A 21,529-nucleotide genomic window follows, 5' to 3' on the forward strand; every position below is an offset into this window, starting at 1 on the left:
TTCGTTTTAAATATATATTACCAAACGTATGCTACTACTTCTCCACCAGTTTGTAATTGACGAGCGTCTTTGTCTGTCATTACTCCCTTAGATGTAGAAACAAGAGCGATACCTAATCCGTTAAGTACACGTGGTACTTCGTCAGCTTTAGCGTAAACGCGTAAGCCAGGTTTACTGATACGTTTTAATCCAGTGATTACACGTTCATTGTTTGCACCATATTTCAGGAAAATACGAAGGATACCTTGTTTGTTATCCTCGATGTATTCTACATCACGAATGAAACCTTCACGTTTTAAAAGTTCAGCGATCTCTTTTTTGATTTTAGAAGCAGGAACCTCTAATTTCTCATGACGTACCATGTTCGCATTACGGATGCGAGTAAGCATGTCTGCAATTGGATCTGTCATCACCATGTGTTTTACCTCCTTCCCATTTGTGGGTTTTACCAACTAGCTTTTTTAACACCAGGAATTTGACCTTTATATGCAAGTTCACGGAAACAAATACGGCAAAGTTTAAATTTGCGGTATACAGAATGCGGACGACCGCAGCGTTCGCAACGTGTATACTCTTGTACTTTAAACTTAGGAGTACGCTTTTGTTTCGCTATCATAGATTTTTTAGCCACGTTTTCGCCTCCTCTACTTAGCGTTGGCTTCCATTATTTTTGGAATGGCATACCGAATTGTGTTAAAAGTTCACGAGCTTCTTCATCAGTTTTCGCTGTAGTAACGATTACGATGTCCATACCGCGTACTTTGCTTACTTTATCATAATCAATCTCAGGGAAGATAAGTTGCTCTTTAACACCTAATGTGTAGTTCCCACGACCATCGAATGATTTCTTAGAAACACCACGGAAATCACGTACACGTGGTAAAGAAACCGATACTAATTTGTCGAAGAACTCATACATTTGCTCGCCGCGTAAAGTTACTTTCGCACCGATTGGCATACCTTCACGAAGACGGAAACCAGCGATTGATTTTTTAGCACGAGTTACAACAGGTTTTTGACCTGCGATTTGTGTTAATTCTTCTACTGCATTGTCTAAAGCTTTTGAGTTAGATACCGCGTCACCAACACCAGTGTTGATTACGATCTTTTCGATTTTCGGTACTTCCATCACAGATTTATAGTTAAACTTGCTCACTAGAGCAGGAGTAATTTCCTTTTGGAACTTCTCTTTAAGGCGATTCAATGAAGTGACCTCCTTTCTTAAGAAAATTATTTATCTAATAATTCACCAGATTTTTTTGCAATACGAACTTTTTTACCATCTTCTACTTTGAAGCCTACGCGAGTAGGTTCACCTGTTTTCGGATCTAAAATCATAACGTTAGAAACGTGAATAGGTGCTTCTTTAGTAATAATTCCACCTTGTGGATTTAATTGAGATGGCTTAGAGTGTTTTTTAACGATGTTAACACCCTCAACGATAACACGGTTTTGCTTTGGGAAAGCCACAAGGATAACGCCTTGTTTTCCTTTGTCTTTACCAGTGATTACCTGTACTTTATCACCTTTTTTTACATGCATCTTAATTCTGCACCTCCTTAGCAAGGCAATACCTTAAATTATAGAACTTCTGGAGCTAAAGAAACGATCTTCATGAAGTTGCTATCACGTAATTCACGAGCTACTGGTCCGAAGATACGAGTACCACGTGGGCTCTTATCGTCTTTAATGATAACCGCTGCGTTTTCATCAAATTTGATGTAAGAACCGTCCGTACGACGAGCTCCGCTCTTCGTACGTACTACTACTGCTTTAACAACGTCACCTTTTTTAACAACGCCACCTGGTGTTGCTTGTTTTACCGTAGCAACGATAATGTCACCAATGTTAGCATATTTACGACCAGAGCCGCCTAATACTTTAATTGTTAAAAGTTCACGTGCACCAGAGTTGTCAGCAACTTTCAAACGAGATTCTTGTTGGATCATGTTATGAAACCTCCCTTCGGACTAAAAATTCCGATTCGTCTATTTAGATAATAACCGCTTCTTCAACGATTTCAACTAAACGGAAACGCTTAGTAGCAGAAAGCGGGCGAGTTTCCATGATTTTAACGATATCGCCAAGTTTCGCTTGGTTTTGCTCATCATGGGCTTTGTACTTCTTAGAATACTTAACACGTTTTCCGTACAAGGAATGAGTTTTGTAAGTTTCAACTAAAACTGTAATCGTTTTGTCCATTTTGTCAGACACTACACGACCAGTATAAACTTTGCGTTGGTTACGTTCGCTCACTATGCAAACCTCCCCTCAATTTATCGATTAATTCCGATCTCTCTTTCACGAACTACAGTTTTCATACGAGCAATTGCTTTACGCACTTCACGAATGCGAGTTGGATTCTCTAATTGTCCTGTAGCAAGTTGGAAGCGAAGATTAAACAACTCTTCCTTTAAAGCTTTAACTTTTGTTTCGATTTCGGCAGTGGTTAATTCACGAATATCATTAGTTTTCATTAGATTCACCACCATTTTCTTCACGTTTTACGAATTTACATTTCACAGGTAACTTGTGAGCTGCAAGACGTAATGCTTCGCGTGCTACCTCTTCAGATACACCCGCGATTTCGAACATAATTTTCCCAGGTTTTACTACTGCTACCCAGCCTTCTGGTGCCCCTTTACCGGAACCCATACGTACTTCTAGAGGTTTTGCAGTGTAAGGTTTAGAAGGGAAAATTTTAATCCATACTTTACCGCCACGTTTCATGTAACGAGTCATTGCACGACGAGCAGCTTCGATTTGACGGTTTGTAATCCATGAAGCAGCTTGTGCTTGTAAACCGAATTCACCGAAAGCAATTTCAGTTCCACCTTTAGCACGACCACGCATTTTACCACGATGCTCTCTACGATATTTTACGCGTTTTGGCATTAACATATTATTTTCCTCCTTCCTCAGAAGCTTTCTTTTTTGTAGGAAGGACTTCTCCACGGTAGATCCATACTTTTACGCCTAATTTACCGTATGTTGTATCAGCTTCAACTGCTGCATAGTCAATATCAGCGCGAAGTGTATGAAGTGGAACAGTTCCTTCACTGTAAGATTCTGCACGAGCGATATCAGCTCCGCCAAGACGACCAGAAACCTGTGTTTTAATACCTTTAGCACCTGCACGCATAGCACGTTGAATAACTTGCTTTTGTGCACGACGGAATGATACACGGTTTTCTAATTGACGAGCGATGTTTTCGCCTACTAATTTAGCGTTAAGATCAGCTCTCTTAACTTCTAAAATGTTGATGTGTACACGCTTGCCTGTTAATTGGTTAAGAGCTTTACGAAGTGCTTCAACTTCAGTACCACCTTTACCAATTACCATACCAGGTTTTGCAGTGTGAATTGTAACATTTACACGATTTGCTGCACGTTCGATTTCTACTTTAGCAACAGCAGAATCTTTTAAGCGTACATTAATGTACTCACGGATTTTGATGTCTTCATGTAATAATGTAGCGTAATCTTTCTCAGCGAACCAACGAGATTCCCAGTCACGGATAACACCGACACGAAGACCAATTGGATTAACCTTTTGACCCATCGATTATCCCTCCTTCTTTTCTGATACCACAACTGTGATGTGGCTTGTGCGTTTGTTAATTTGGCTTGCACGACCCATTGCACGTGGACGGAAACGTTTCAACGTTGGACCTTCGTCAACGAAGACTTTTTCAACAACTAGGTTGTTAATATCCATCTCATAATTGTGCTCTGCATTTGCGATTGCAGATTTTAAAACTTTTTCTACAACTGGAGAAGCAGTTTTTGGTGTGTGGTTAAGGATAGCAATCGCTTCACCCACTTGCTTACCTCGGATTAAGTCTACTACTAAACGAACTTTACGAGGAGCAATACGAACTGTTCTCGCTACTGCTTTAGCTTGCATTGAAGTGCCTCCTCTCATTATCTTCTAGTTTTCTTATCGTCAGCAAGGTGACCTTTATACGTACGAGTTGGTGCGAATTCACCTAACTTATGGCCAACCATATCCTCAGTGATGTACACAGGTACGTGTTTACGACCATCATATACAGCGATTGTGTGTCCGATGAACTGAGGGAAGATTGTTGAACGGCGAGACCAAGTTTTAACAACTTGTTTTTGCTCAGATGCAACTAATTTTTCCATTTTGCTCATTAAGTGATCATCGACAAATGGTCCTTTTTTTAAGCTACGAGCCATTTTGGTGCCTCCCTTCGTGATTGGCGTACGGTTCTAGAAATGAACCGTACTACAATCCCATTATTTTTTACGACGACGAACGATAAATTTGTCAGACGCTTTGTTTTTCTTACGAGTCTTGAATCCAAGAGTTGGTTTACCCCATGGAGACATTGGAGACTTACGTCCGATTGGAGAACGACCTTCACCACCACCGTGTGGGTGATCAACCGGGTTCATTACAGAACCACGAACTGTTGGGCGTTTACCTAACCAGCGAGAGCGACCTGCTTTACCGATTTTGATAAGTTCATGTTGTTCGTTACCTACTTGACCGATTGAAGCGCGACAAGCAGATAATACAAGACGTACTTCACCAGAAGTTAAACGTACAAGTACGTATTTACCTTCTTTACCAAGTACCTGAGCAGATGTACCAGCAGAACGAACTAATTGTCCGCCACGACCAGGCTTAAGCTCGATGTTATGAACAACAGTACCTACTGGAATGTTGATTAATGGTAATGCGTTACCGATTTTGATGTCAGCTTCTGGGCCAGACATAACTTCCATACCTACTTCTAATGATTTAGGAGCAAGAATGTAACGTTTTTCACCGTCAACGTAGTTAATTAATGCGATATTCGCAGAGCGGTTTGGATCGTATTCGATCGTAGCAACGCGTCCTGGAATTCCATCTTTGTTACGCTTAAAGTCGATGATACGGTATTGACGCTTATGTCCGCCACCTTGATGACGTACAGTAATTTTACCTTGGTTATTACGACCAGCCTTCTTGCTTAAAGGAGCAAGTAAAGACTTTTCGGGTCTGTCAGTCGTGATTTCAGCGAAATCATTCGTAGTCATATTACGACGACCGTTAGTAGTTGGATTATACTTTTTAATTCCCATCTCAATTTCCCTCCTTCTTTAGTAAGAATTAAACGCCTTGGAAGATTTCGATTTCTTTGCTGTCAGCAGTTAGCTTAACGATTGCTTTACGACGACGGCTAGTAAAACCAGCGTGACGACCAACGCGTTTTGCTTTCGGCTTGTAGTTCATGATGTTCACTTTTTCTACTTTAACACCAAAGATCGCTTCAAGAGCATCTTTAACTTCTGTTTTATTAGATTTAACGTCCACATCGAACGTGTATTTTTTTTCAGCCATCATTTCCATAGAACGTTCAGTGATAACTGGGCGCTTAATGATATCACGAGGATCTCTCATTATGCAAGCACCTCCTCTACTTTTTCCACTGCCGCTTTTGTCATGATTAGCTTATCATGATGAAGCACGTCTAAAACGTTTACGCCATCAGCAGTGATTACTGTTACTCCAGGGATATTGCGAGCAGATAACTCTACAGATTCGTTTGCATCAGCAGTTACGATAAGAGCTTTCTTCTCAACAGTTAATCCTTTAAGTACTGCTAGCATGTCTTTTGTTTTTGGTGCATTTAATACTAGGTCTTCAAGAACTACAATGTTGTTCTCAACTACTTTAGTAGCTAATGCAGATTTAATTGCTAAACGACGAACCTTCTTAGGAAGTTTGTACGCATAGCTTCTTGGTGTAGGTCCGAATACCGTACCACCACCACGCCATTGAGGAGAACGGATAGACCCTTGACGAGCACGTCCAGTTCCTTTTTGACGCCATGGTTTACGACCACCACCGCGAACTTCAGAACGAGTTTTTACTTTGTGTGTACCTTGACGTAAAGATGCACGTTGCATCATTACAGCTTCGAAAAGTACAGCTTCATTTGGTTCGATACCGAAAATAGCTTCAGCTAATTCGATTTCACCAACCTGTGAACCAGTTTGGTTATATACAGTAACTTTTGGCATTGGAATTCCTCCTTCCTATTGTGAATTATTTGCTAACCTTCACAGCGCCTTGAACAACTACAAGAGATTTCTTAGCACCTGGAACGTTACCTTTTACTAGTAATAAGTTGCGCTCAGTGTCAACTTGAACGATTTCTAAGTTTTGGATAGTAACTTGGTCTCCACCCATACGTCCAGCAAGTTTTTTGCCTTTGAATACACGGTTCGGAGCAACTGGGCCCATTGAACCTGGACGACGGTGATAGCGAGAACCATGAGACATAGGTCCGCGAGATTGTCCGTGGCGTTTGATAACACCTTGGAAACCTTTACCTTTAGAAATTCCTGTTACGTCAACGATTTCACCTGCAGCGAAAACTTCAACTTTTACCTCTTGACCAACCTCTAATCCGTCCACGTCTGCATCGCGGATTTCGCGAATGAAGCGCTTAGGAGTTGTAGATGCTTTAGCAGTGTGGCCTTGTTCAGGTTTGTTAGTTAACTTTTCACGTTTATCTTCAAATCCTAACTGGATTGCATTGTAGCCATCAGTTTCAGTTGTTTTCTTTTGAAGAACAACGTTTGGATTAGCAGCGATAACTGTTACTGGGATTAACTCACCGTTCTCAGCAAATACTTGAGTCATACCGATCTTTCTTCCTAAGATTCCTTTGGTCATGAGTTACACCTCCTACATTTTTAAGTTATATAATTTATAGTTTAATTTCGATATCTACACCAGACGGTAAGTCTAAACGCATTAATGAATCTACTGTTTGTGGAGTAGGACTCACGATATCGATTAAACGTTTGTGTGTGCGCATTTCGAATTGCTCACGAGAATCTTTGTACTTATGAACAGCACGAAGAATTGTGTAAATAGTCTTCTCAGTTGGTAATGGGATCGGACCAGAAACTGTTGCCCCAGAACGCTTAGCTGTTTCTACAATTTTCTCAGCTGATTGATCAAGAATACGGTGATCATAAGCTTTTAAACGGATACGAATTTTTTCTTTTGCCATTATTTTCCCTCCTTCGTTCGCCTATTTCTAAAATAGACCTTCTCCATGGAAATTTCCCCACACCATGCCATGGCAAAGCGGCCGGGTGTGTCAGCAACCTTCCACTTCATCGCAGTCAAAGACCAACATTGTCTATTATACAATGTTATTAGTCTAGATGCAAGCATCTTTTTGTTTGCATCTGCTTTTCTCTACTTTTGCTATTATACATGGCACTTTAAAGAATTTCAAGTTTTCATCTACTAGAATTCATTTTACAGTTTTTGGGTTTCGTTTTAATGTTTTTATATACTATAGAAGAAACTCGTCAAAACATAAAGATATCATCCAATTCATTATATAAACACAAACAAAACCCCCCAAGGGGAAATCCCTTGGGGGGTTTTTATATCAGTTAAGATTACTCAACGATAGTAGCAACTACACCGTAACCTACTGTACGTCCACCTTCACGAATAGAGAATTTAGTTCCCTCTTCGATAGCGATTGGAGCGATAAGTTCGATAGTCATTTCGATGTTGTCACCAGGCATTACCATTTCAGTACCTTCTGGTAATTGGATGATACCAGTTACGTCAGTTGTACGGAAGTAGAACTGAGGACGGTAGTTAGCGAAGAATGGAGTGTGACGTCCACCTTCTTCTTTAGATAATACGAAAACTTCAGCTTTGAATTTAGCGTGTGCTTTTACAGAGCCAGTTTTAGCAAGAACTTGTCCACGTTGGATGTCTTCACGAGCAACCCCACGAAGAAGAGCACCGATGTTGTCTCCAGCTTGAGCTTGGTCAAGAAGTTTACGGAACATTTCTACACCAGTTACAGTTGTAGAAGCATTCTCTTCAGCAAGACCGATGATTTCTACTACGTCACCAACTTTAACGATTCCGCGCTCTACACGACCAGTTGCAACTGTACCACGACCTGTGATAGAGAATACATCCTCGATAGGCATTAAGAATGGTTTGTCAGTTTCACGTTCTGGAGTTGGGATGTAAGCATCAACTTCAGTCATTAATTCAATGATTTTTGCTTCCCAATCAGCTTCTCCTTGAAGAGCTTTAAGAGCAGAACCTTTGATTACAGGAATGTCGTCGCCTGGGAATCCGTATTCAGATAATAGGTCACGAACTTCCATTTCTACTAATTCTAATAATTCTTCGTCGTCAACCATGTCGCATTTGTTTAAGAATACAACGATGTAAGGAACACCTACTTGACGAGAAAGAAGGATGTGCTCACGTGTTTGAGGCATTGGGCCATCAGCAGCAGATACTACTAAGATACCGCCGTCCATTTGAGCAGCACCAGTGATCATGTTTTTAACATAGTCAGCGTGACCTGGGCAGTCAACGTGTGCATAGTGACGAGTTTCAGTTTCGTACTCAACGTGTGCAGTTGAGATTGTGATTCCGCGCTCTCTTTCTTCTGGAGCAGCGTCGATTTGATCGTATCCGCGTGCTTCAGCACCACCAGCTTTTGCAAGAACTGTAGTGATCGCAGCAGTTAATGTAGTTTTACCATGGTCAACGTGGCCGATTGTACCGATGTTAACATGGGGTTTAGAACGTTCGAATTTAGCTTTAGCCATTCTAAATTCCTCCTTAGTTTATATAGGTTATTTTATATTTAGACTAGAAAGCGAAACTTACGTCCCACTTTCTAAGCTTACATAAGTAGTTATACTCGAACAATTGATAAAAATCAATTATTCGCCTTTATTTTTTTTAATAATTTCTTCTGAAACAGACTTCGGTACTTCTTCATAATGATCAAATGTCATTGAGAATGTTCCGCGTCCTTGAGTGTTAGAACGTAATGCTGTCGCATAACCGAACATTTCAGAAAGCGGAACCATAGCGCGAACAACTTGTGCGTTACCGCGAGCTTCCATACCTTCTACACGTCCACGACGAGATGTTACGTCACCCATGATGTCTCCCATGTATTCTTCAGGGATTACAACTTCAACTTTCATCATTGGCTCAAGAATTACTGGGTTACATTTAGAAACCGCAGCTTTAAGTGCCATAGATGCAGCGATTTTGAACGCCATCTCAGATGAATCGACATCATGGTAAGAACCGTCAACTAATGCTGCTTTAATGTCAACTAGTGGGTAACCAGCTAGTACACCATTTTTAAGTGAGTCTTCAAGACCCGCTCCAACAGCTGGGATGTATTCACGTGGAACTACACCGCCGACGATTTTGTTTTCGAATTCAAATCCTTTACCTTCTTCGTTAGGTGCAAACTCAATCCAAACGTGACCGAATTGTCCACGTCCACCAGATTGACGAGCAAACTTACCTTCAACTTTCGCAGCAGCGCGGAAAGTTTCACGGTATGCTACCTGAGGAGCACCAACGTTTGCTTCGACTTTGAATTCACGGCGCATACGGTCAACGATGATATCAAGGTGAAGTTCACCCATACCAGCGATGATAGTTTGGCCAGTTTCTTGGTCAGTGTGAGCACGGAATGTTGGATCTTCTTCAGAAAGCTTAGATAATGCTGTACCCATTTTATCTTGGTCAGCTTTAGATTTTGGTTCGATAGCTACAGAGATAACTGGCTCTGGGAATTCCATAGACTCAAGGATAACAAGACTCTTCTCGTCACAAAGAGTATCACCAGTAGTAGTATCTTTTAAACCTACAGCAGCAGCGATATCACCAGCGTAAACTGTTGAAATCTCTTCACGGCTGTTAGCGTGCATTTGTAGGATACGTCCTACACGCTCACGCTTACCTTTAGTTGAGTTTTTCACGTATGATCCAGAGTTTAACACACCAGAGTACACACGGAAGAACGTTAACTTACCAACATAAGGGTCAGTCATGATTTTGAATGCTAGAGCTGCGAATGGTTCTTCATCGCTAGACTTACGTTCTACTTCTTCATCTGTATCCGGAAGAGTACCTTTAATAGCAGGTACATCTAATGGAGATGGTAGGTAGTCGATAACTGCGTCTAACAGGATTTGAACACCTTTGTTTTTGAATGCAGAACCACAGATTACTGGGAAGAATTCTACAGAAGTTGTAGCCTTACGGATACCAGCTTTAAGCTCTTCTACAGTGATTTCTTCACCTTCTAGGTACTTCATCATCATTTCTTCATCAAGCTCAGCTACCGCTTCAATAAGCTTTCCACGGTATTCTTCAGCTAGTTCTTTGTGCTCTTCAGGAATTTCGACACGCTCGATGTCTGTTCCTAAATCGTTACCGTACATGTAAGCACACTCTTCAACAAGATCAATGATACCATTGAACTCATCTTCAGCACCGATTGGTAACTGAATTGGATGTGCGTTTGCTTGTAAACGATCGTGGATTGTTCCTACAGAGTATAAGAAATCTGCACCGATCTTATCCATTTTGTTAACGAATACGATACGAGGTACACCGTAAGTAGTAGCCTGACGCCAAACAGTTTCTGTTTGTGGTTCTACACCAGATTGTGCATCAAGTACTGCTACCGCACCATCAAGTACGCGTAAAGAACGTTCTACTTCTACTGTGAAGTCTACGTGTCCTGGAGTATCAATGATGTTTACACGGTGACCTTTCCATTGAGCTGTAGTTGCAGCAGAAGTAATTGTGATACCACGCTCTTGCTCTTGCTCCATCCAGTCCATCTGAGATGCACCTTCATGAGTTTCACCGATTTTATGAATACGTCCTGTGTAATACAGAATACGCTCAGTTGCTGTTGTTTTACCAGCATCGATGTGAGCCATGATACCAATATTACGAGTGTTTTCTAAAGAGAACTCTCTTGTCATTTGGTGTCTTGCTCCTTCCATATATGGATTGGATTTTTTATTTTAAGTAGCAAAAAAGCCACTTTATATTGTTACATATGCCAGTGTCCAGTACCCTCATTATGTAAAACGAGCGCCCAACGAAAGGGAGAGGCATTCTCCCTCTCCACACTTCCATAAGCGACAAATAAAGCGGTTTATGCTTACATTTATTTTACGTTGAATCCTACCAACGGTAATGAGCAAATGCTTTGTTAGCTTCTGCCATTTTATGAGTGTCTTCACGTTTCTTAACAGATGCACCAGCGTTGTTAGCTGCATCTAAGATTTCGTAAGCTAGACGCTCTTCCATAGTTTTTTCACCACGAAGACGAGCATAGTTTACTAACCAGCGAAGACCTAAAGTTGTACGGCGTTCTGGACGAACCTCAACTGGAACTTGGTAGTTAGCACCACCAACACGACGAGCGCGTACTTCAAGAACAGGCATGATGTTCTTAAGAGCTTGCTCGAATACTTCCATTGGTTCTTTATCTGAACGTTCACGAACGATATCGAAAGCGTTATAAAGAATTGTTTGAGATTTACCTTTTTTACCGTCAACCATCATTTTGTTGATAAGGCGTGTTACTAGCTTAGAATTGTACATTGGATCTGGTAACACGTCACGTTTCGCAACAGGTCCTTTACGAGGCATATTGAGTTCCTCCTTTCATTATAAGTTTATTATTTTTTAGCAGGTTTTGGTCGCTTAGTACCATATTTAGAACGTCCTTGCATACGTTTGTCAACACCAGCTGTATCAAGCGCTCCACGAACGATGTGGTAACGTACCCCTGGTAAATCCTTTACTCGACCACCGCGAATTAATACTACGCTATGCTCTTGTAAGTTATGACCGATACCTGGGATGTAAGCTGTAACTTCAATCCCGTTTGTTAAACGTACACGAGCGTATTTACGTAACGCTGAGTTAGGTTTCTTTGGAGTCATTGTACCAACACGAGTACATACACCACGTTTTTGAGGTGCAGAGATATCAGTTGATTTTTTCTTTAAAGAGTTAAAACCTTTGTTTAACGCAGGTGATTTAGATTTCCATACTTTATCAGTACGACCATTTCTCACTAATTGGTTAATAGTAGGCATTTGATTATCCTCCCTTCGCATGTTTGTATGACCACATATCCAGGTGGTTCATTATTAGTTGAAAACAAAGTTTTTGCAAGGAAGAGCAAATGCTCTCTCCTCACAAAAACAGTTTTAACTTATTATTCCTATTGCTGAAGCTCCCACTTGAATCCCCGAAACTTTTCCAAGCTTACGAACTGATTCAACTTTTGTTATGGGTATGTTATGTTGCAAAGCAGTGCGAATGATAACATGGGTTAACCGCACATCAGCATCTTCTGCAATAACAACTTCTTTAACTATACCATTTTTGATTGCTTCCAATGTTCGTTTATGACCAACGACTACATTTTCAGCATTTGACACTTTTTGATAAGACATATAAATATCCTCCAAAGCATCGTTCAGGAGCAACCTTGATTATAGTAACATTTTGACTCATACAATGTCAACTAGGATTAGCTGTTTTTATACAAAATTTACGACGGAAAATTTTACTGTTCCACATAAACTTCATCGTTTTCTACATTCATGTTATCTTGTGTTGTTTTTACAAGATCCACTTTACGATAACGATTCATACCTGTTCCAGCAGGAACAAGCTTACCGATAATAACATTCTCTTTCAATCCTAGAAGCTCATCGCGTTTACCTTTAATTGCTGCATCCGTTAAAACACGAGTTGTTTCTTGGAACGAAGCTGCAGATAAGAACGAATCTGTTTCAAGTGAAGCTTTTGTAATACCAAGTAGAACAGGTCTAGCTGTCGCTGGTTGTTTACCTTTCAGTAACACCTTCGCATTCGCATCAGTAAACTGATGGATATCTAGTAATGTTCCTGGTAATACATCTGTTTCACCTGCATCACTTACACGAACTTTACGTAGCATTTGGCGTACCATTACTTCTACGTGTTTGTCACCAATTTCTACCCCTTGCATACGGTATACTTTTTGAACTTCACGTAATAAGTATTCTTGCACTGCTGTAATGTCCGTTACTTTTAGTAATTCTTTCGGATCAATAGAACCTTCTGTTAACTCTTTACCGTGGCTAATTGGCTGTCCTGGAGTTACTTTCAGACGAGCACCGTAAGGAATAGCATACGTACGAGCTTCAACTTCACCCTGTACAACTACTTCTTGGCGATCTTTAACATCGTTGATCGCTGCGATAACACCGTCGATTTCACTGATAACTGCCTGACCTTTCGGATTACGAGCTTCGAAGATCTCTTGGATACGAGGTAAACCTTGAGTGATATCATCTCCGGCAACCCCACCTGTATGGAATGTACGCATCGTTAACTGTGTACCTGGCTCACCGATAGATTGAGCTGCGATAATACCTACCGCTTCTCCTACTTCTACGTCTGTACCAGTTGCTAAGTTACGACCGTAACACTTCTTACATACACCGTGGCGAGTGTTACACGTGAACGCTGAACGAATGTTTACAGTTTCAACACCCGAATTTTCAACGATATGAGCGATATCTTCAGTAATTAATTGGTTTTCACTAACTAATACTTCACCTGTTTCAGGATGTTTTACAGTTTTTCTTGCAAAACGTCCAACAAGACGATCATATAATGACTCAATTACTTCATTACCCTCTTTAATCGCACCAATTAATAGACCACGATCTGTTCCACAATCATCTTCACGGACAATTACATCTTGTGCAACGTCTACAAGACGACGCGTTAAGTAACCAGAATCGGCAGTTTTAAGTGCTGTATCGGCAAGACCTTTACGCGCACCATGCGTAGAGATGAAGTACTCAAGTACTGTTAAACCTTCACGGAAACTTGATTTAATTGGAAGTTCGATAATACGACCAGATGGATTGGCCATCAGACCACGCATACCAGCAAGCTGAGTAAAGTTCGATGCGTTACCACGGGCACCGGAATCACTCATCATGAAGATTGGGTTGCGTTTATTCAAGGATTTCATCAGTTTTCCTTGGATAACATCTTTTGCATTACTCCAAATAGAGATAACGCGATCGTAACGTTCTTCTTCCGTGATTAAACCGCGACGGAATTGTTTAATTACATTATCTACTTTTGCTTGTGCTTCATGGAGAATTTCATCTTTTTCACCTAATACAAGAATGTCAGATACCCCAACTGTAATACCAGCCTTTGTAGAGTACTTAAATCCTAAGTTTTTCATACGGTCAAGCATGCGAGATGTTTCCGTAATTTGGAAACGTTTGAATACTTCCGCAATGATGTTACCAAGGATCTTCTTGCTAAATGGTGCCACTTCTTCGCGACTAGCAATAATTTCTTTAATGTTCGCACCTTTTTCAACGAAATATTCCGCTGGTGTTTCTTTTTCAAGGTTTGAGTTTGTCGGTTCATTAATATAAGGGAACGACTCTGGTAAGATTTCGTTAAATATTAATTTACCAACTGTTGTTAATAGAAGCTTACCCTTTTGCTCTTCAGTAAACGTTACGTTATTTACTGAACTTGCAGCAACTGCAACACGTGTGTGCAGATGTACATATCCATTTTGGTATGCAAGTATTGCTTCGTTTGCATCTTTGAAGACCATACCTTCACCGATTGCGCCTTCACGCTCAAGTGTTAAGTAGTAGTTACCTAATACCATATCCTGAGATGGAGTAACAACTGGTTTTCCGTCTTTTGGATTCAAGATGTTTTGTGCCGCTAACATAAGAATACGAGCTTCTGCTTGTGCCTCTGATGATAACGGAACGTGAACCGCCATTTGGTCACCGTCAAAGTCCGCGTTGTATGCAGTACATACAAGTGGATGAAGACGAATTGCGCGACCTTCTACTAATGTAGGTTCAAACGCCTGGATACCAAGACGGTGAAGTGTTGGTGCGCGGTTTAGAAGTACTGGATGCTCTTTAATCACAGATTCTAAAACGTCCCAAACTTCAGGGTGTACACGCTCAATTTTACGTTTCGCACTCTTAATATTGTGTGCTAAGCCTTTTCCAACTAACTCTTTCATAACGAAAGGTTTGAACAGTTCAAGCGCCATTTCTTTCGGTAATCCACACTGGTACATCTTTAAGTTCGGTCCTACAACGATTACAGAACGGCCAGAGTAGTCAACACGTTTACCTAATAAGTTTTGACGGAAACGTCCTTGTTTACCTTTAAGCATGTGAGATAGTGATTTTAATGGGCGGTTACCTGGTCCAGTAACCGGACGGCCACGACGGCCATTATCGATTAATGCGTCTACAGCTTCTTGTAACATACGTTTTTCGTTTTGAACGATGATGCTTGGAGCACCTAGGTCCAATAGACGTTTTAAACGGTTGTTACGGTTAATTACACGACGATATAAGTCGTTTAAGTCAGAAGTAGCAAAACGTCCACCATCTAACTGTACCATTGGGCGTAGTTCTGGTGGGATTACTGGTAGAACATCTAAGATCATCCAAGATGGTTCATTTCCAGAGTTGCGGAATGCTTCTAATACTTCTAGACGTTTAATAGCACGAGTACGGCGTTGTCCTTGTGCTGTTTTTAATTCTTCTTTTAAGAAGTCTACTTCTTTATCTAAATCGATGTCTTGTAGTAGCTTTTTAATCGCTTCTGCACCCATAGCAGCTTGGAATGTGCTACCATATCGATCACGATATGCACGGTATTCTTTTTCAGAAAGTAATTGCTTCTTATCAAGTGGTGTATCTCCACTTTCTGTTACAACATAAGAAGCGAAATAAATTACTTCTTCAAGCGCGCGAGGGGACATGTCTAAGACAAGTCCCATGCGGCTCGGGATACCTTTGAAATACCAAATATGAGATACAGGAGCAGCTAATTCAATATGACCCATACGTTCACGACGTACTTTTGCACGCGTTACTTCAACGCCACATCGATCACAAACTACACCTTTATAACGTACACGTTTGTATTTTCCGCAATGACATTCCCAGTCCTTTTGTGGTCCGAAAATACGCTCACAGAACAAGCCATCTTTTTCAGGCTTTAACGTACGATAGTTAATAGTTTCTGGTTTCTTAACTTCACCGTATGACCAAGAACGAATCTTGTCAGGTGAAGCAAGTCCAATCTTCATATATTCAAAGTTATTTACATCTATCAAGGGGCCTACCTCCCTTTTAGTCTACAGGTTATCCCAATTATTCCTTAGTTGTCTCAACTTCAACATTCAATTTATCTGCTGATTGATGATCATCATCATCTTCTGTATCACGCATTTCAATTTCTGTATCGTCGCTAGACATCATTTTAACGTCCATACCTAAACTTTGCAGCTCTTTAATCAATACTTTGAATGATTCAGGAACGCCTGGTTCTGGAACATTTTCGCCTTTAACAATTGCTTCATAAGTCTTAACACGTCCAACAACATCATCAGACTTCACTGTTAAGATTTCTTGAAGAGTATAAGCAGCACCGTAAGCTTCAAGTGCCCAAACCTCCATCTCACCGAAACGCTGTCCACCGAACTGAGCTTTACCTCCAAGAGGTTGCTGCGTTACAAGTGAGTATGGTCCAGTAGAACGAGCATGAAGTTTATCGTCAACCATGTGCGCAAGTTTGATCATATACATGACACCAACAGATACGCGGTTATCGAATGGTTCACCAGTACGTCCGTCATACAGGATTGTTTTCGCGTCATTTGCCATACCAGCTTCTTCAATTGTGCCCCAAACATCTTCCTCACGAGCACCATCGAATACTGGTGTTGCAATGTGAATGCCCAGGTATCTTGCTGCCATACCAAGATGAAGCTCTAATACCTGACCGATATTCATACGAGATGGTACCCCTAATGGGTTTAACATAATATCGATTGGCGTACCGTCTGGTAAGTAAGGCATATCTTCTTCTGGTAAAATACGAGAAATAACACCTTTGTTACCGTGACGTCCGGCCATCTTGTCACCTTCAGAAATTTTACGTTTTTGAACGATATATGCACGTACAAGTTGATTCACACCTGGTGGCAATTCATCGCCATCTTCACGGTTGAATACTTTTACGTCTAAGATAATACCGCCACCACCGTGTGGTACACGTAGTGATGTATCACGTACTTCACGCGCTTTTTCTCCAAAGATAGCATGTAATAGACGTTCTTCAGCTGTTAATTCTGTTACACCTTTAGGTGTTACTTTACCAACAAGTAAATCTCCATCTTTTACTTCAGCACCAACGCGAATAATACCGCGCTCGTCAAGGTTACGTAATGCGTCTTCCCCAACGTTTGGAATGTCACGTGTAATTTCTTCTGGTCCAAGCTTCGTATCACGAGCTTCTGATTCATATTCTTCAATATGAATAGAAGTGTACACATCATCTTTTACAAGGCGCTCACTCATGATAATCGCATCCTCGTAGTTATAACCGTCCCAAGTCATGAAGCCAACAAGCACGTTACGTCCAAGTGCTAGTTCACCTAATTCCATAGAAGGACCATCCGCAAGGATTTCACCTTTTACAACTTCATTTCCAACACTTACGATTGGACGTTGGTTGTAACAAGTTCCTTGGTTAGAACGAATGAATTTTTGCATTTTGTAGCGATCTAAGTCGCCTTTTACTGTTTGACCGTCAACTTCTACATAGCGACGTACCCAAACTTCACGTGCTTCTACGCGCTCAACAACACCAGGATGTTTACAGATTACTGCAGCACCCGAGTCTTTTGCTGATACGTACTCCATACCTGTACCTACAATCGGAGATTCCGGATTCATTAACGGAACCGCCTGACGTTGCATGTTCGCTCCCATAAGTGCGCGGTTAGAGTCATCGTTTTCTAAGAACGGAATACAAGCTGTCGCTGCCGACACTACTTGTTTTGGAGATACATCCATGTAGTCGATGCGTTCTCTATTTGTGACAATATTTTCGCCACGGAAACGAGCTACGATATCTTCACTTAGGAATTCACCTTCATCAGATAATTTCATATTCGCTTGGGCTACAACATAGTTATCTTCTTCATCTGCTGTTAAATAATCAACATGCCCTGTTACAAGACCAGTTTCTGGGTCAACACGACGGTATGGTGTTTCAATGAAACCAAACTCATTTACTTTCGCGAACGAAGATAATGAGTTAATCAAACCAATGTTTGGTCCCTCTGGTGTTTCAATCGGACACATACGACCATAGTGGGAGTAATGAACGTCACGTACTTCAAAGCCTGCGCGCTCACGCGTTAAACCACCAGGTCCTAATGCAGATAGTCTTCGTTTGTGAGTTAACTCTGCTAATGGATTTGTTTGGTCCATGAACTGAGATAACTGAGAACTTCCGAAGAACTCTTTAATAGATGCAATAACAGGACGAATATTAATTAGTGCCTGTGGTGTAATTGCATTTGTATCTTGGATCGACATTCTCTCACGAACAACACGTTCCATACGAGAAAGGCCGATACGGAATTGGTTTTGTAATAGTTCTCCAACAGAACGCAGACGACGGTTTCCTAAATGGTCAATATCATCTGTATCTCCTACTTTGTATAGTAGGTTGAAGAAGTAACTGATAGAAGCAAGGATATCACCTGGTGTGATGTGTTTCACATCACGAGTAATGTTTGCATTACCAATTACATTAATTACGCGTTCGCCTTCCGACTCAGGAGCATAAATCTTAATAGATTGCAGCTCAACATCGCCTTCTACCACTCCACCCATTGGTTTCGCTGTTTTGAATCCAATGTTTTTCTCTAAGTAAGGTAAAATGCGATCAAGTGTACGACGATCTAAGATTGTTCCTTCTGCCGCTAAAATTTCACCAGTTTCTGGATCCACTAATGTTTCAGCTAAACGTTGATTAAACAATCTGTTTTTAATGTGTAACTTCTTGTTGATCTTATAGCGACCTACATTTGCTAAATCGTAGCGCTTTGGATCGAAGAAACGAGACACAAGTAAGCTCTTAGCATTTTCTACTGTTGGTGGTTCACCAGGACGTAGACGCTCATAAATTTCAAGCAATGCTTTTTCTGTGCTATCTGTGTTGTCTTTTTCTAATGTGTTGCTTAAGTATTCGTTATCACCTAAAAGCTCGGTGATTTCTTGATCAGAGCCAAACCCTAATGCGCGTAACAAAACAGTTACAGGAAGTTTACGCGTACGGTCAATACGCACATATACAACATCCTTAGCATCTGTCTCATACTCTAACCAAGCTCCGCGGTTTGGAATTACAGTAGCAGTAAAACCACGTTTTCCGTTTTTATCCACTTTGCCACTATAGTATACGCTTGGAGAGCGAACTAACTGGGAAACGATAACACGTTCTGCACCGTTAATTACGAATGTTCCAGTCTCTGTCATGAGTGGGAAATCTCCCATGAACACATCTTGTTCTTTTACTTCACCAGTTTCCTTGTTGATTAGACGCACTTTTACACGAAGTGGTGCTGCATACGTCACATCACGCTCTTTGCATTCGTCTACAGAGTATTTAGGTTCACCTAAGCTGTAGTCGATAAATTCAAGCGATAGATTTCCCGTAAAGTCTTCAATCGGAGAAATGTCTTGGAACATTTCTCGCAAACCCTCATCAAGAAACCACTGATAAGAAGAGGTTTGAATTTCGATAAGATTTGGTAACTCTAATACTTCACTAATACGGGCATAACTTCTTCGTTGGCGGTGGCGTCCGTATTGAACTAGTTGACCTGTCAACTGCTTCACCCCTCAAATCATGAGTATTATAAATGCACAAAAAAATTTGTGCAAAATCACAAATAAATACAACTACTGCTATTAGCGTAGTCTTTTTCTCTTAAAGATAAATACGTTGAGTCTTTCTACCTGCTCAAAAAAGAAAAATGGCTTCTATAAGAAAACCATCATTCTGTTTCATAATCTGCTGATTTTACTATCTTTTCCAAGAGAAACAAAAATATACATCTTTCTCAACGCAGAAAATCATATATTGGCATTGTATAATGTTAACATAGCCAAAAATAACCGTCAACGTTTTTTTGATTTTATGATATAATATCCTTTTTTCTTTTCTACAACCTCAACTTCAGAAAATACTTCCTCTAGTTTTTTCAGCGCAGATGGTGCACCTTGCTTCTTTTGAATAACAATCCAAAGTTCTCCACCTGGAACTAAATACTCCACAGCTTTTTCTAAAATTTCATGTACGACATCTTTACCCGCACGAATCGGAGGGTTAGATAGAATAGCAGCATACTTGCCATCTACATTTTCATAGACGCTACTTTGAAAAATACGTATATTCTCGATTTTGTTATTAGCGGCGTTTTCTTTCGCAAGTCCAAGCGCCCTTTCATTCACATCCACCATGTGAACTTCACGACCTTGAAACTCTTTCGCTAGCGACAAACCAATAGGACCGTATCCGCAACCTACATCTAATATATTACCTTTAATATCTGGCATTTGAAAAGCTTCAATTAAAAGACGGGAACCAAAGTCCACTTCGTTTTTCGAGAACACCCCATGGTCGGATAAGAAAGTAAATTGAGATCCACGAAGTGCAAATTCCCATCGCTTACGATCACTTTTACTAGAAGGGTCGTTAGAAAAATAATGGTCTGCCATATGGCCACCTCTCTTCTTTACAGTTAAAAAAAAAGCTCGCATGAGAGCGAGCTTTTTTTAAAGCATCAAAAGTTAATTACTTAACTTCTACAGCAGCGCCAACTTCTTCAAGTTTAGCTTTGATTTCTTCAGCTTCTTCTTTAGCAGCAGCTTCTTTGATTACTTTTGGAGTGTTGTCAACTAATTCTTTAGCTTCTTTTAAGCCAAGACCAGTGATTTCACGAACAACTTTGATAACTTTGATTTTTTGTGCACCAGCGCTAGTTAGTTCCACATCAAATTCAGTTTTCTCAGCAGCAGCTTCTCCAGCGCCACCAGCAACAGCTACAGGAGCAGCAGCAGTTACGCCGAATTCTTCCTCGATAGCTTTTACTAAGTCGTTAAGTTCTAATACAGTCATAGATTTAACTGCTTCAATGATTTGTTCTTTAGTCATTGTAAATATCCTCCCTTAAATAGGTTTGTATTGTTTTATCGATAATACGTAATTATCTTTTAAAAAATTAAGCGCCTTGCTCTTCCTTTTGTTCTGCAACTGCTTTAGTAGCAAGTGCAAGGTTACGGATTGGAGCTTGAAGAACGCTAAGAAGCATAGAAAGTAAGCCTTCACGTGATGGAAGAGTAGCGATTGCTTTAACCTCATCAAGTGTTACAAGTTTACCTTCGATTACGCCCGCTTTAATTTCTAAAGCTTCATGATTTTTAGCGAAGTCGTTTAATACTTTCGCAGGAGCAACTACATCCTCGTTACTGAACGCGATTGCGTTTGGTCCTGTTAAGAATTCGTTTAACTCAGCCATTTCAGCAGATTCTGCAGCACGACGAGTTAGAGAGTTTTTGTAAACTTTGAACTCAACGCCAGCTTCACGTAATTGCTTACGTAATTCTGTTGCTTCAGAAACTGTTAAACCACGGTAGTCAACAACGATCGTAGATTTACTAGCACGAAGTTTGTCCGCGATTTCAGTTACAACTTGTTGTTTAGTTTCGATTACTTTGCTCATGTTATTACACCTCCTGTAGATTATAT

Annotated in this window: 26 protein-coding genes; all 26 read right to left on the reverse strand. The window is 40.6% G+C overall.

Annotated elements, in window-relative coordinates; genetic code table 11:
• Positions 1-17: 17 nt before the first annotated feature.
• The gene (rpsH, locus tag MHI28_RS17385; protein WP_000245511.1) at positions 18-416 is read right to left on the reverse strand and encodes a 30S ribosomal protein S8; all 399 of its coding nucleotides are present in this window, start codon (positions 414-416) and stop codon (positions 18-20) included.
• 29 nt (positions 417-445) lie between these two features.
• Positions 446-631, reverse strand: coding sequence for a 30S ribosomal protein S14 (gene rpsN / locus MHI28_RS17390; protein ID WP_001085700.1), 186 nt, complete (start codon positions 629-631; stop codon positions 446-448).
• 33 nt (positions 632-664) lie between these two features.
• Complete coding sequence (gene rplE, locus MHI28_RS17395; protein ID WP_001080829.1) at positions 665-1,204, reverse strand: 50S ribosomal protein L5; 540 nt, start codon at positions 1,202-1,204, stop codon at positions 665-667.
• Positions 1,205-1,230: 26 nt separating this feature from the next.
• A complete protein-coding gene (rplX, locus tag MHI28_RS17400) occupies positions 1,231-1,542 on the reverse strand; it encodes a 50S ribosomal protein L24 (protein WP_000558200.1) in 312 nt (103 codons plus the stop codon).
• Positions 1,543-1,580: 38 nt separating this feature from the next.
• Positions 1,581-1,949 (reverse strand): 50S ribosomal protein L14, encoded by a 369-nt coding sequence (rplN, locus tag MHI28_RS17405; protein ID WP_061129083.1) that lies wholly within the window; start codon positions 1,947-1,949, stop codon positions 1,581-1,583.
• Between the two features lie 43 nt (positions 1,950-1,992).
• Entirely contained in the window at positions 1,993-2,256 is a 264-nt protein-coding gene (gene rpsQ, locus MHI28_RS17410) for a 30S ribosomal protein S17 (protein ID WP_000004106.1), read from the reverse strand.
• A 20-nt stretch (positions 2,257-2,276) separates the two neighbouring features.
• The gene (gene rpmC, locus MHI28_RS17415; protein ID WP_000855718.1) at positions 2,277-2,477 is read right to left on the reverse strand and encodes a 50S ribosomal protein L29; all 201 of its coding nucleotides are present in this window, start codon (positions 2,475-2,477) and stop codon (positions 2,277-2,279) included.
• Complete coding sequence (rplP, locus tag MHI28_RS17420; protein WP_000928969.1) at positions 2,467-2,901, reverse strand: 50S ribosomal protein L16; 435 nt, start codon at positions 2,899-2,901, stop codon at positions 2,467-2,469. Before rplP ends, rpmC begins: the two co-directional genes overlap by 11 nt.
• Before the next feature lies 1 nt (position 2,902).
• Complete coding sequence (rpsC, locus tag MHI28_RS17425; RefSeq protein WP_000529956.1) at positions 2,903-3,562, reverse strand: 30S ribosomal protein S3; 660 nt, start codon at positions 3,560-3,562, stop codon at positions 2,903-2,905.
• A 3-nt stretch (positions 3,563-3,565) separates the two neighbouring features.
• Positions 3,566-3,907 carry a 50S ribosomal protein L22 gene (rplV, locus tag MHI28_RS17430; RefSeq protein ID WP_001148024.1) on the reverse strand — a complete coding sequence of 114 codons (342 nt, stop codon included), beginning with the start codon at positions 3,905-3,907 and terminating at the stop codon, positions 3,566-3,568.
• Between the two features lie 17 nt (positions 3,908-3,924).
• Complete coding sequence (gene rpsS, locus MHI28_RS17435; protein ID WP_000124454.1) at positions 3,925-4,203, reverse strand: 30S ribosomal protein S19; 279 nt, start codon at positions 4,201-4,203, stop codon at positions 3,925-3,927.
• Between the two features lie 60 nt (positions 4,204-4,263).
• A complete protein-coding gene (gene rplB, locus MHI28_RS17440) occupies positions 4,264-5,094 on the reverse strand; it encodes a 50S ribosomal protein L2 (RefSeq protein ID WP_000511583.1) in 831 nt (276 codons plus the stop codon).
• 28 nt (positions 5,095-5,122) lie between these two features.
• On the reverse strand, positions 5,123-5,413 hold the full coding sequence (gene rplW / locus MHI28_RS17445; protein ID WP_001205558.1) for a 50S ribosomal protein L23: 291 nt from the start codon (positions 5,411-5,413) through the stop codon (positions 5,123-5,125).
• On the reverse strand, positions 5,413-6,036 hold the full coding sequence (rplD, locus tag MHI28_RS17450) for a 50S ribosomal protein L4 (RefSeq protein WP_001127258.1): 624 nt from the start codon (positions 6,034-6,036) through the stop codon (positions 5,413-5,415). Before rplD ends, rplW begins: the two co-directional genes overlap by 1 nt.
• Before the next feature lie 25 nt (positions 6,037-6,061).
• Positions 6,062-6,694 carry a 50S ribosomal protein L3 gene (gene rplC, locus MHI28_RS17455; protein WP_000160209.1) on the reverse strand — a complete coding sequence of 211 codons (633 nt, stop codon included), beginning with the start codon at positions 6,692-6,694 and terminating at the stop codon, positions 6,062-6,064.
• A gap of 34 nt (positions 6,695-6,728) precedes the next feature.
• Positions 6,729-7,037, reverse strand: a complete 309-nt coding sequence (gene rpsJ / locus MHI28_RS17460) for a 30S ribosomal protein S10 (protein WP_001040595.1) — start codon at positions 7,035-7,037, stop codon at positions 6,729-6,731.
• A gap of 400 nt (positions 7,038-7,437) precedes the next feature.
• Complete coding sequence (gene tuf / locus MHI28_RS17465) at positions 7,438-8,625, reverse strand: elongation factor Tu (RefSeq protein WP_001029617.1); 1,188 nt, start codon at positions 8,623-8,625, stop codon at positions 7,438-7,440.
• Positions 8,626-8,742: 117 nt separating this feature from the next.
• Positions 8,743-10,821 carry an elongation factor G gene (fusA, locus tag MHI28_RS17470; protein WP_000196384.1) on the reverse strand — a complete coding sequence of 693 codons (2,079 nt, stop codon included), beginning with the start codon at positions 10,819-10,821 and terminating at the stop codon, positions 8,743-8,745.
• A 205-nt stretch (positions 10,822-11,026) separates the two neighbouring features.
• Entirely contained in the window at positions 11,027-11,497 is a 471-nt protein-coding gene (gene rpsG / locus MHI28_RS17475; protein WP_001137492.1) for a 30S ribosomal protein S7, read from the reverse strand.
• A 29-nt stretch (positions 11,498-11,526) separates the two neighbouring features.
• Complete coding sequence (rpsL, locus tag MHI28_RS17480; RefSeq protein ID WP_001142341.1) at positions 11,527-11,949, reverse strand: 30S ribosomal protein S12; 423 nt, start codon at positions 11,947-11,949, stop codon at positions 11,527-11,529.
• 114 nt (positions 11,950-12,063) lie between these two features.
• Positions 12,064-12,312: a 50S ribosomal protein L7ae-like protein gene (locus MHI28_RS17485; protein ID WP_000121833.1), complete on the reverse strand. Its 249-nt coding sequence runs from the start codon at positions 12,310-12,312 to the stop codon at positions 12,064-12,066.
• 113 nt (positions 12,313-12,425) lie between these two features.
• The gene (rpoC, locus tag MHI28_RS17490; protein WP_000567944.1) at positions 12,426-16,037 is read right to left on the reverse strand and encodes a DNA-directed RNA polymerase subunit beta'; all 3,612 of its coding nucleotides are present in this window, start codon (positions 16,035-16,037) and stop codon (positions 12,426-12,428) included.
• A 37-nt stretch (positions 16,038-16,074) separates the two neighbouring features.
• Positions 16,075-19,608, reverse strand: a complete 3,534-nt coding sequence (rpoB, locus tag MHI28_RS17495) for a DNA-directed RNA polymerase subunit beta (protein WP_000147553.1) — start codon at positions 19,606-19,608, stop codon at positions 16,075-16,077.
• 291 nt (positions 19,609-19,899) lie between these two features.
• Positions 19,900-20,499, reverse strand: a complete 600-nt coding sequence (locus MHI28_RS17500; RefSeq protein ID WP_000763259.1) for a class I SAM-dependent methyltransferase — start codon at positions 20,497-20,499, stop codon at positions 19,900-19,902.
• A gap of 76 nt (positions 20,500-20,575) precedes the next feature.
• Positions 20,576-20,935, reverse strand: a complete 360-nt coding sequence (gene rplL, locus MHI28_RS17505) for a 50S ribosomal protein L7/L12 (RefSeq protein ID WP_000159736.1) — start codon at positions 20,933-20,935, stop codon at positions 20,576-20,578.
• Between the two features lie 67 nt (positions 20,936-21,002).
• Complete coding sequence (gene rplJ / locus MHI28_RS17510) at positions 21,003-21,503, reverse strand: 50S ribosomal protein L10 (RefSeq protein ID WP_000048717.1); 501 nt, start codon at positions 21,501-21,503, stop codon at positions 21,003-21,005.
• Between the last annotated feature and the right edge of the window lie 26 nt (positions 21,504-21,529).

The sequence above is a fragment of the Bacillus sp. FSL K6-0268 genome (genome assembly GCF_038005425.1).
In the GTDB taxonomy this organism is placed as follows: Bacteria; Bacillota; Bacilli; order Bacillales; family Bacillaceae_G; genus Bacillus_A; species Bacillus_A thuringiensis_S.

What these genes read in the sequence shown, in the direction of transcription:
- rpsH (WP_000245511.1), bottom strand. Translation starts at nt 416, where the DNA reads ATGGTGATGACAGATCCAATTGCAGACATGCTTACTCGCATCCGTAAT.
- rplX (WP_000558200.1), bottom strand. Translation starts at nt 1,542, where the DNA reads ATGCATGTAAAAAAAGGTGATAAAGTACAGGTAATCACTGGTAAAGAC.
- rplN (WP_061129083.1), bottom strand. Translation starts at nt 1,949, where the DNA reads ATGATCCAACAAGAATCTCGTTTGAAAGTTGCTGACAACTCTGGTGCA.
- rpmC (WP_000855718.1), bottom strand. Translation starts at nt 2,477, where the DNA reads ATGAAAACTAATGATATTCGTGAATTAACCACTGCCGAAATCGAAACA.
- rplP (WP_000928969.1), bottom strand. Translation starts at nt 2,901, where the DNA reads ATGTTAATGCCAAAACGCGTAAAATATCGTAGAGAGCATCGTGGTAAA.
- rpsC (WP_000529956.1), bottom strand. Translation starts at nt 3,562, where the DNA reads ATGGGTCAAAAGGTTAATCCAATTGGTCTTCGTGTCGGTGTTATCCGT.
- rplV (WP_001148024.1), bottom strand. Translation starts at nt 3,907, where the DNA reads ATGCAAGCTAAAGCAGTAGCGAGAACAGTTCGTATTGCTCCTCGTAAA.
- rpsS (WP_000124454.1), bottom strand. Translation starts at nt 4,203, where the DNA reads ATGGCTCGTAGCTTAAAAAAAGGACCATTTGTCGATGATCACTTAATG.
- rplB (WP_000511583.1), bottom strand. Translation starts at nt 5,094, where the DNA reads ATGGGAATTAAAAAGTATAATCCAACTACTAACGGTCGTCGTAATATG.
- rplW (WP_001205558.1), bottom strand. Translation starts at nt 5,413, where the DNA reads ATGAGAGATCCTCGTGATATCATTAAGCGCCCAGTTATCACTGAACGT.
- rplD (WP_001127258.1), bottom strand. Translation starts at nt 6,036, where the DNA reads ATGCCAAAAGTTACTGTATATAACCAAACTGGTTCACAGGTTGGTGAA.
- rplC (WP_000160209.1), bottom strand. Translation starts at nt 6,694, where the DNA reads ATGACCAAAGGAATCTTAGGAAGAAAGATCGGTATGACTCAAGTATTT.
- rpsJ (WP_001040595.1), bottom strand. Translation starts at nt 7,037, where the DNA reads ATGGCAAAAGAAAAAATTCGTATCCGTTTAAAAGCTTATGATCACCGT.
- tuf (WP_001029617.1), bottom strand. Translation starts at nt 8,625, where the DNA reads ATGGCTAAAGCTAAATTCGAACGTTCTAAACCCCATGTTAACATCGGT.
- fusA (WP_000196384.1), bottom strand. Translation starts at nt 10,821, where the DNA reads ATGACAAGAGAGTTCTCTTTAGAAAACACTCGTAATATTGGTATCATG.
- rpsG (WP_001137492.1), bottom strand. Translation starts at nt 11,497, where the DNA reads ATGCCTCGTAAAGGACCTGTTGCGAAACGTGACGTGTTACCAGATCCA.
- rpsL (WP_001142341.1), bottom strand. Translation starts at nt 11,949, where the DNA reads ATGCCTACTATTAACCAATTAGTGAGAAATGGTCGTACTGATAAAGTA.
- MHI28_RS17485 (WP_000121833.1), bottom strand. Translation starts at nt 12,312, where the DNA reads ATGTCTTATCAAAAAGTGTCAAATGCTGAAAATGTAGTCGTTGGTCAT.
- MHI28_RS17500 (WP_000763259.1), bottom strand. Translation starts at nt 20,499, where the DNA reads ATGGCAGACCATTATTTTTCTAACGACCCTTCTAGTAAAAGTGATCGT.
- rplL (WP_000159736.1), bottom strand. Translation starts at nt 20,935, where the DNA reads ATGACTAAAGAACAAATCATTGAAGCAGTTAAATCTATGACTGTATTA.
- rplJ (WP_000048717.1), bottom strand. Translation starts at nt 21,503, where the DNA reads ATGAGCAAAGTAATCGAAACTAAACAACAAGTTGTAACTGAAATCGCG.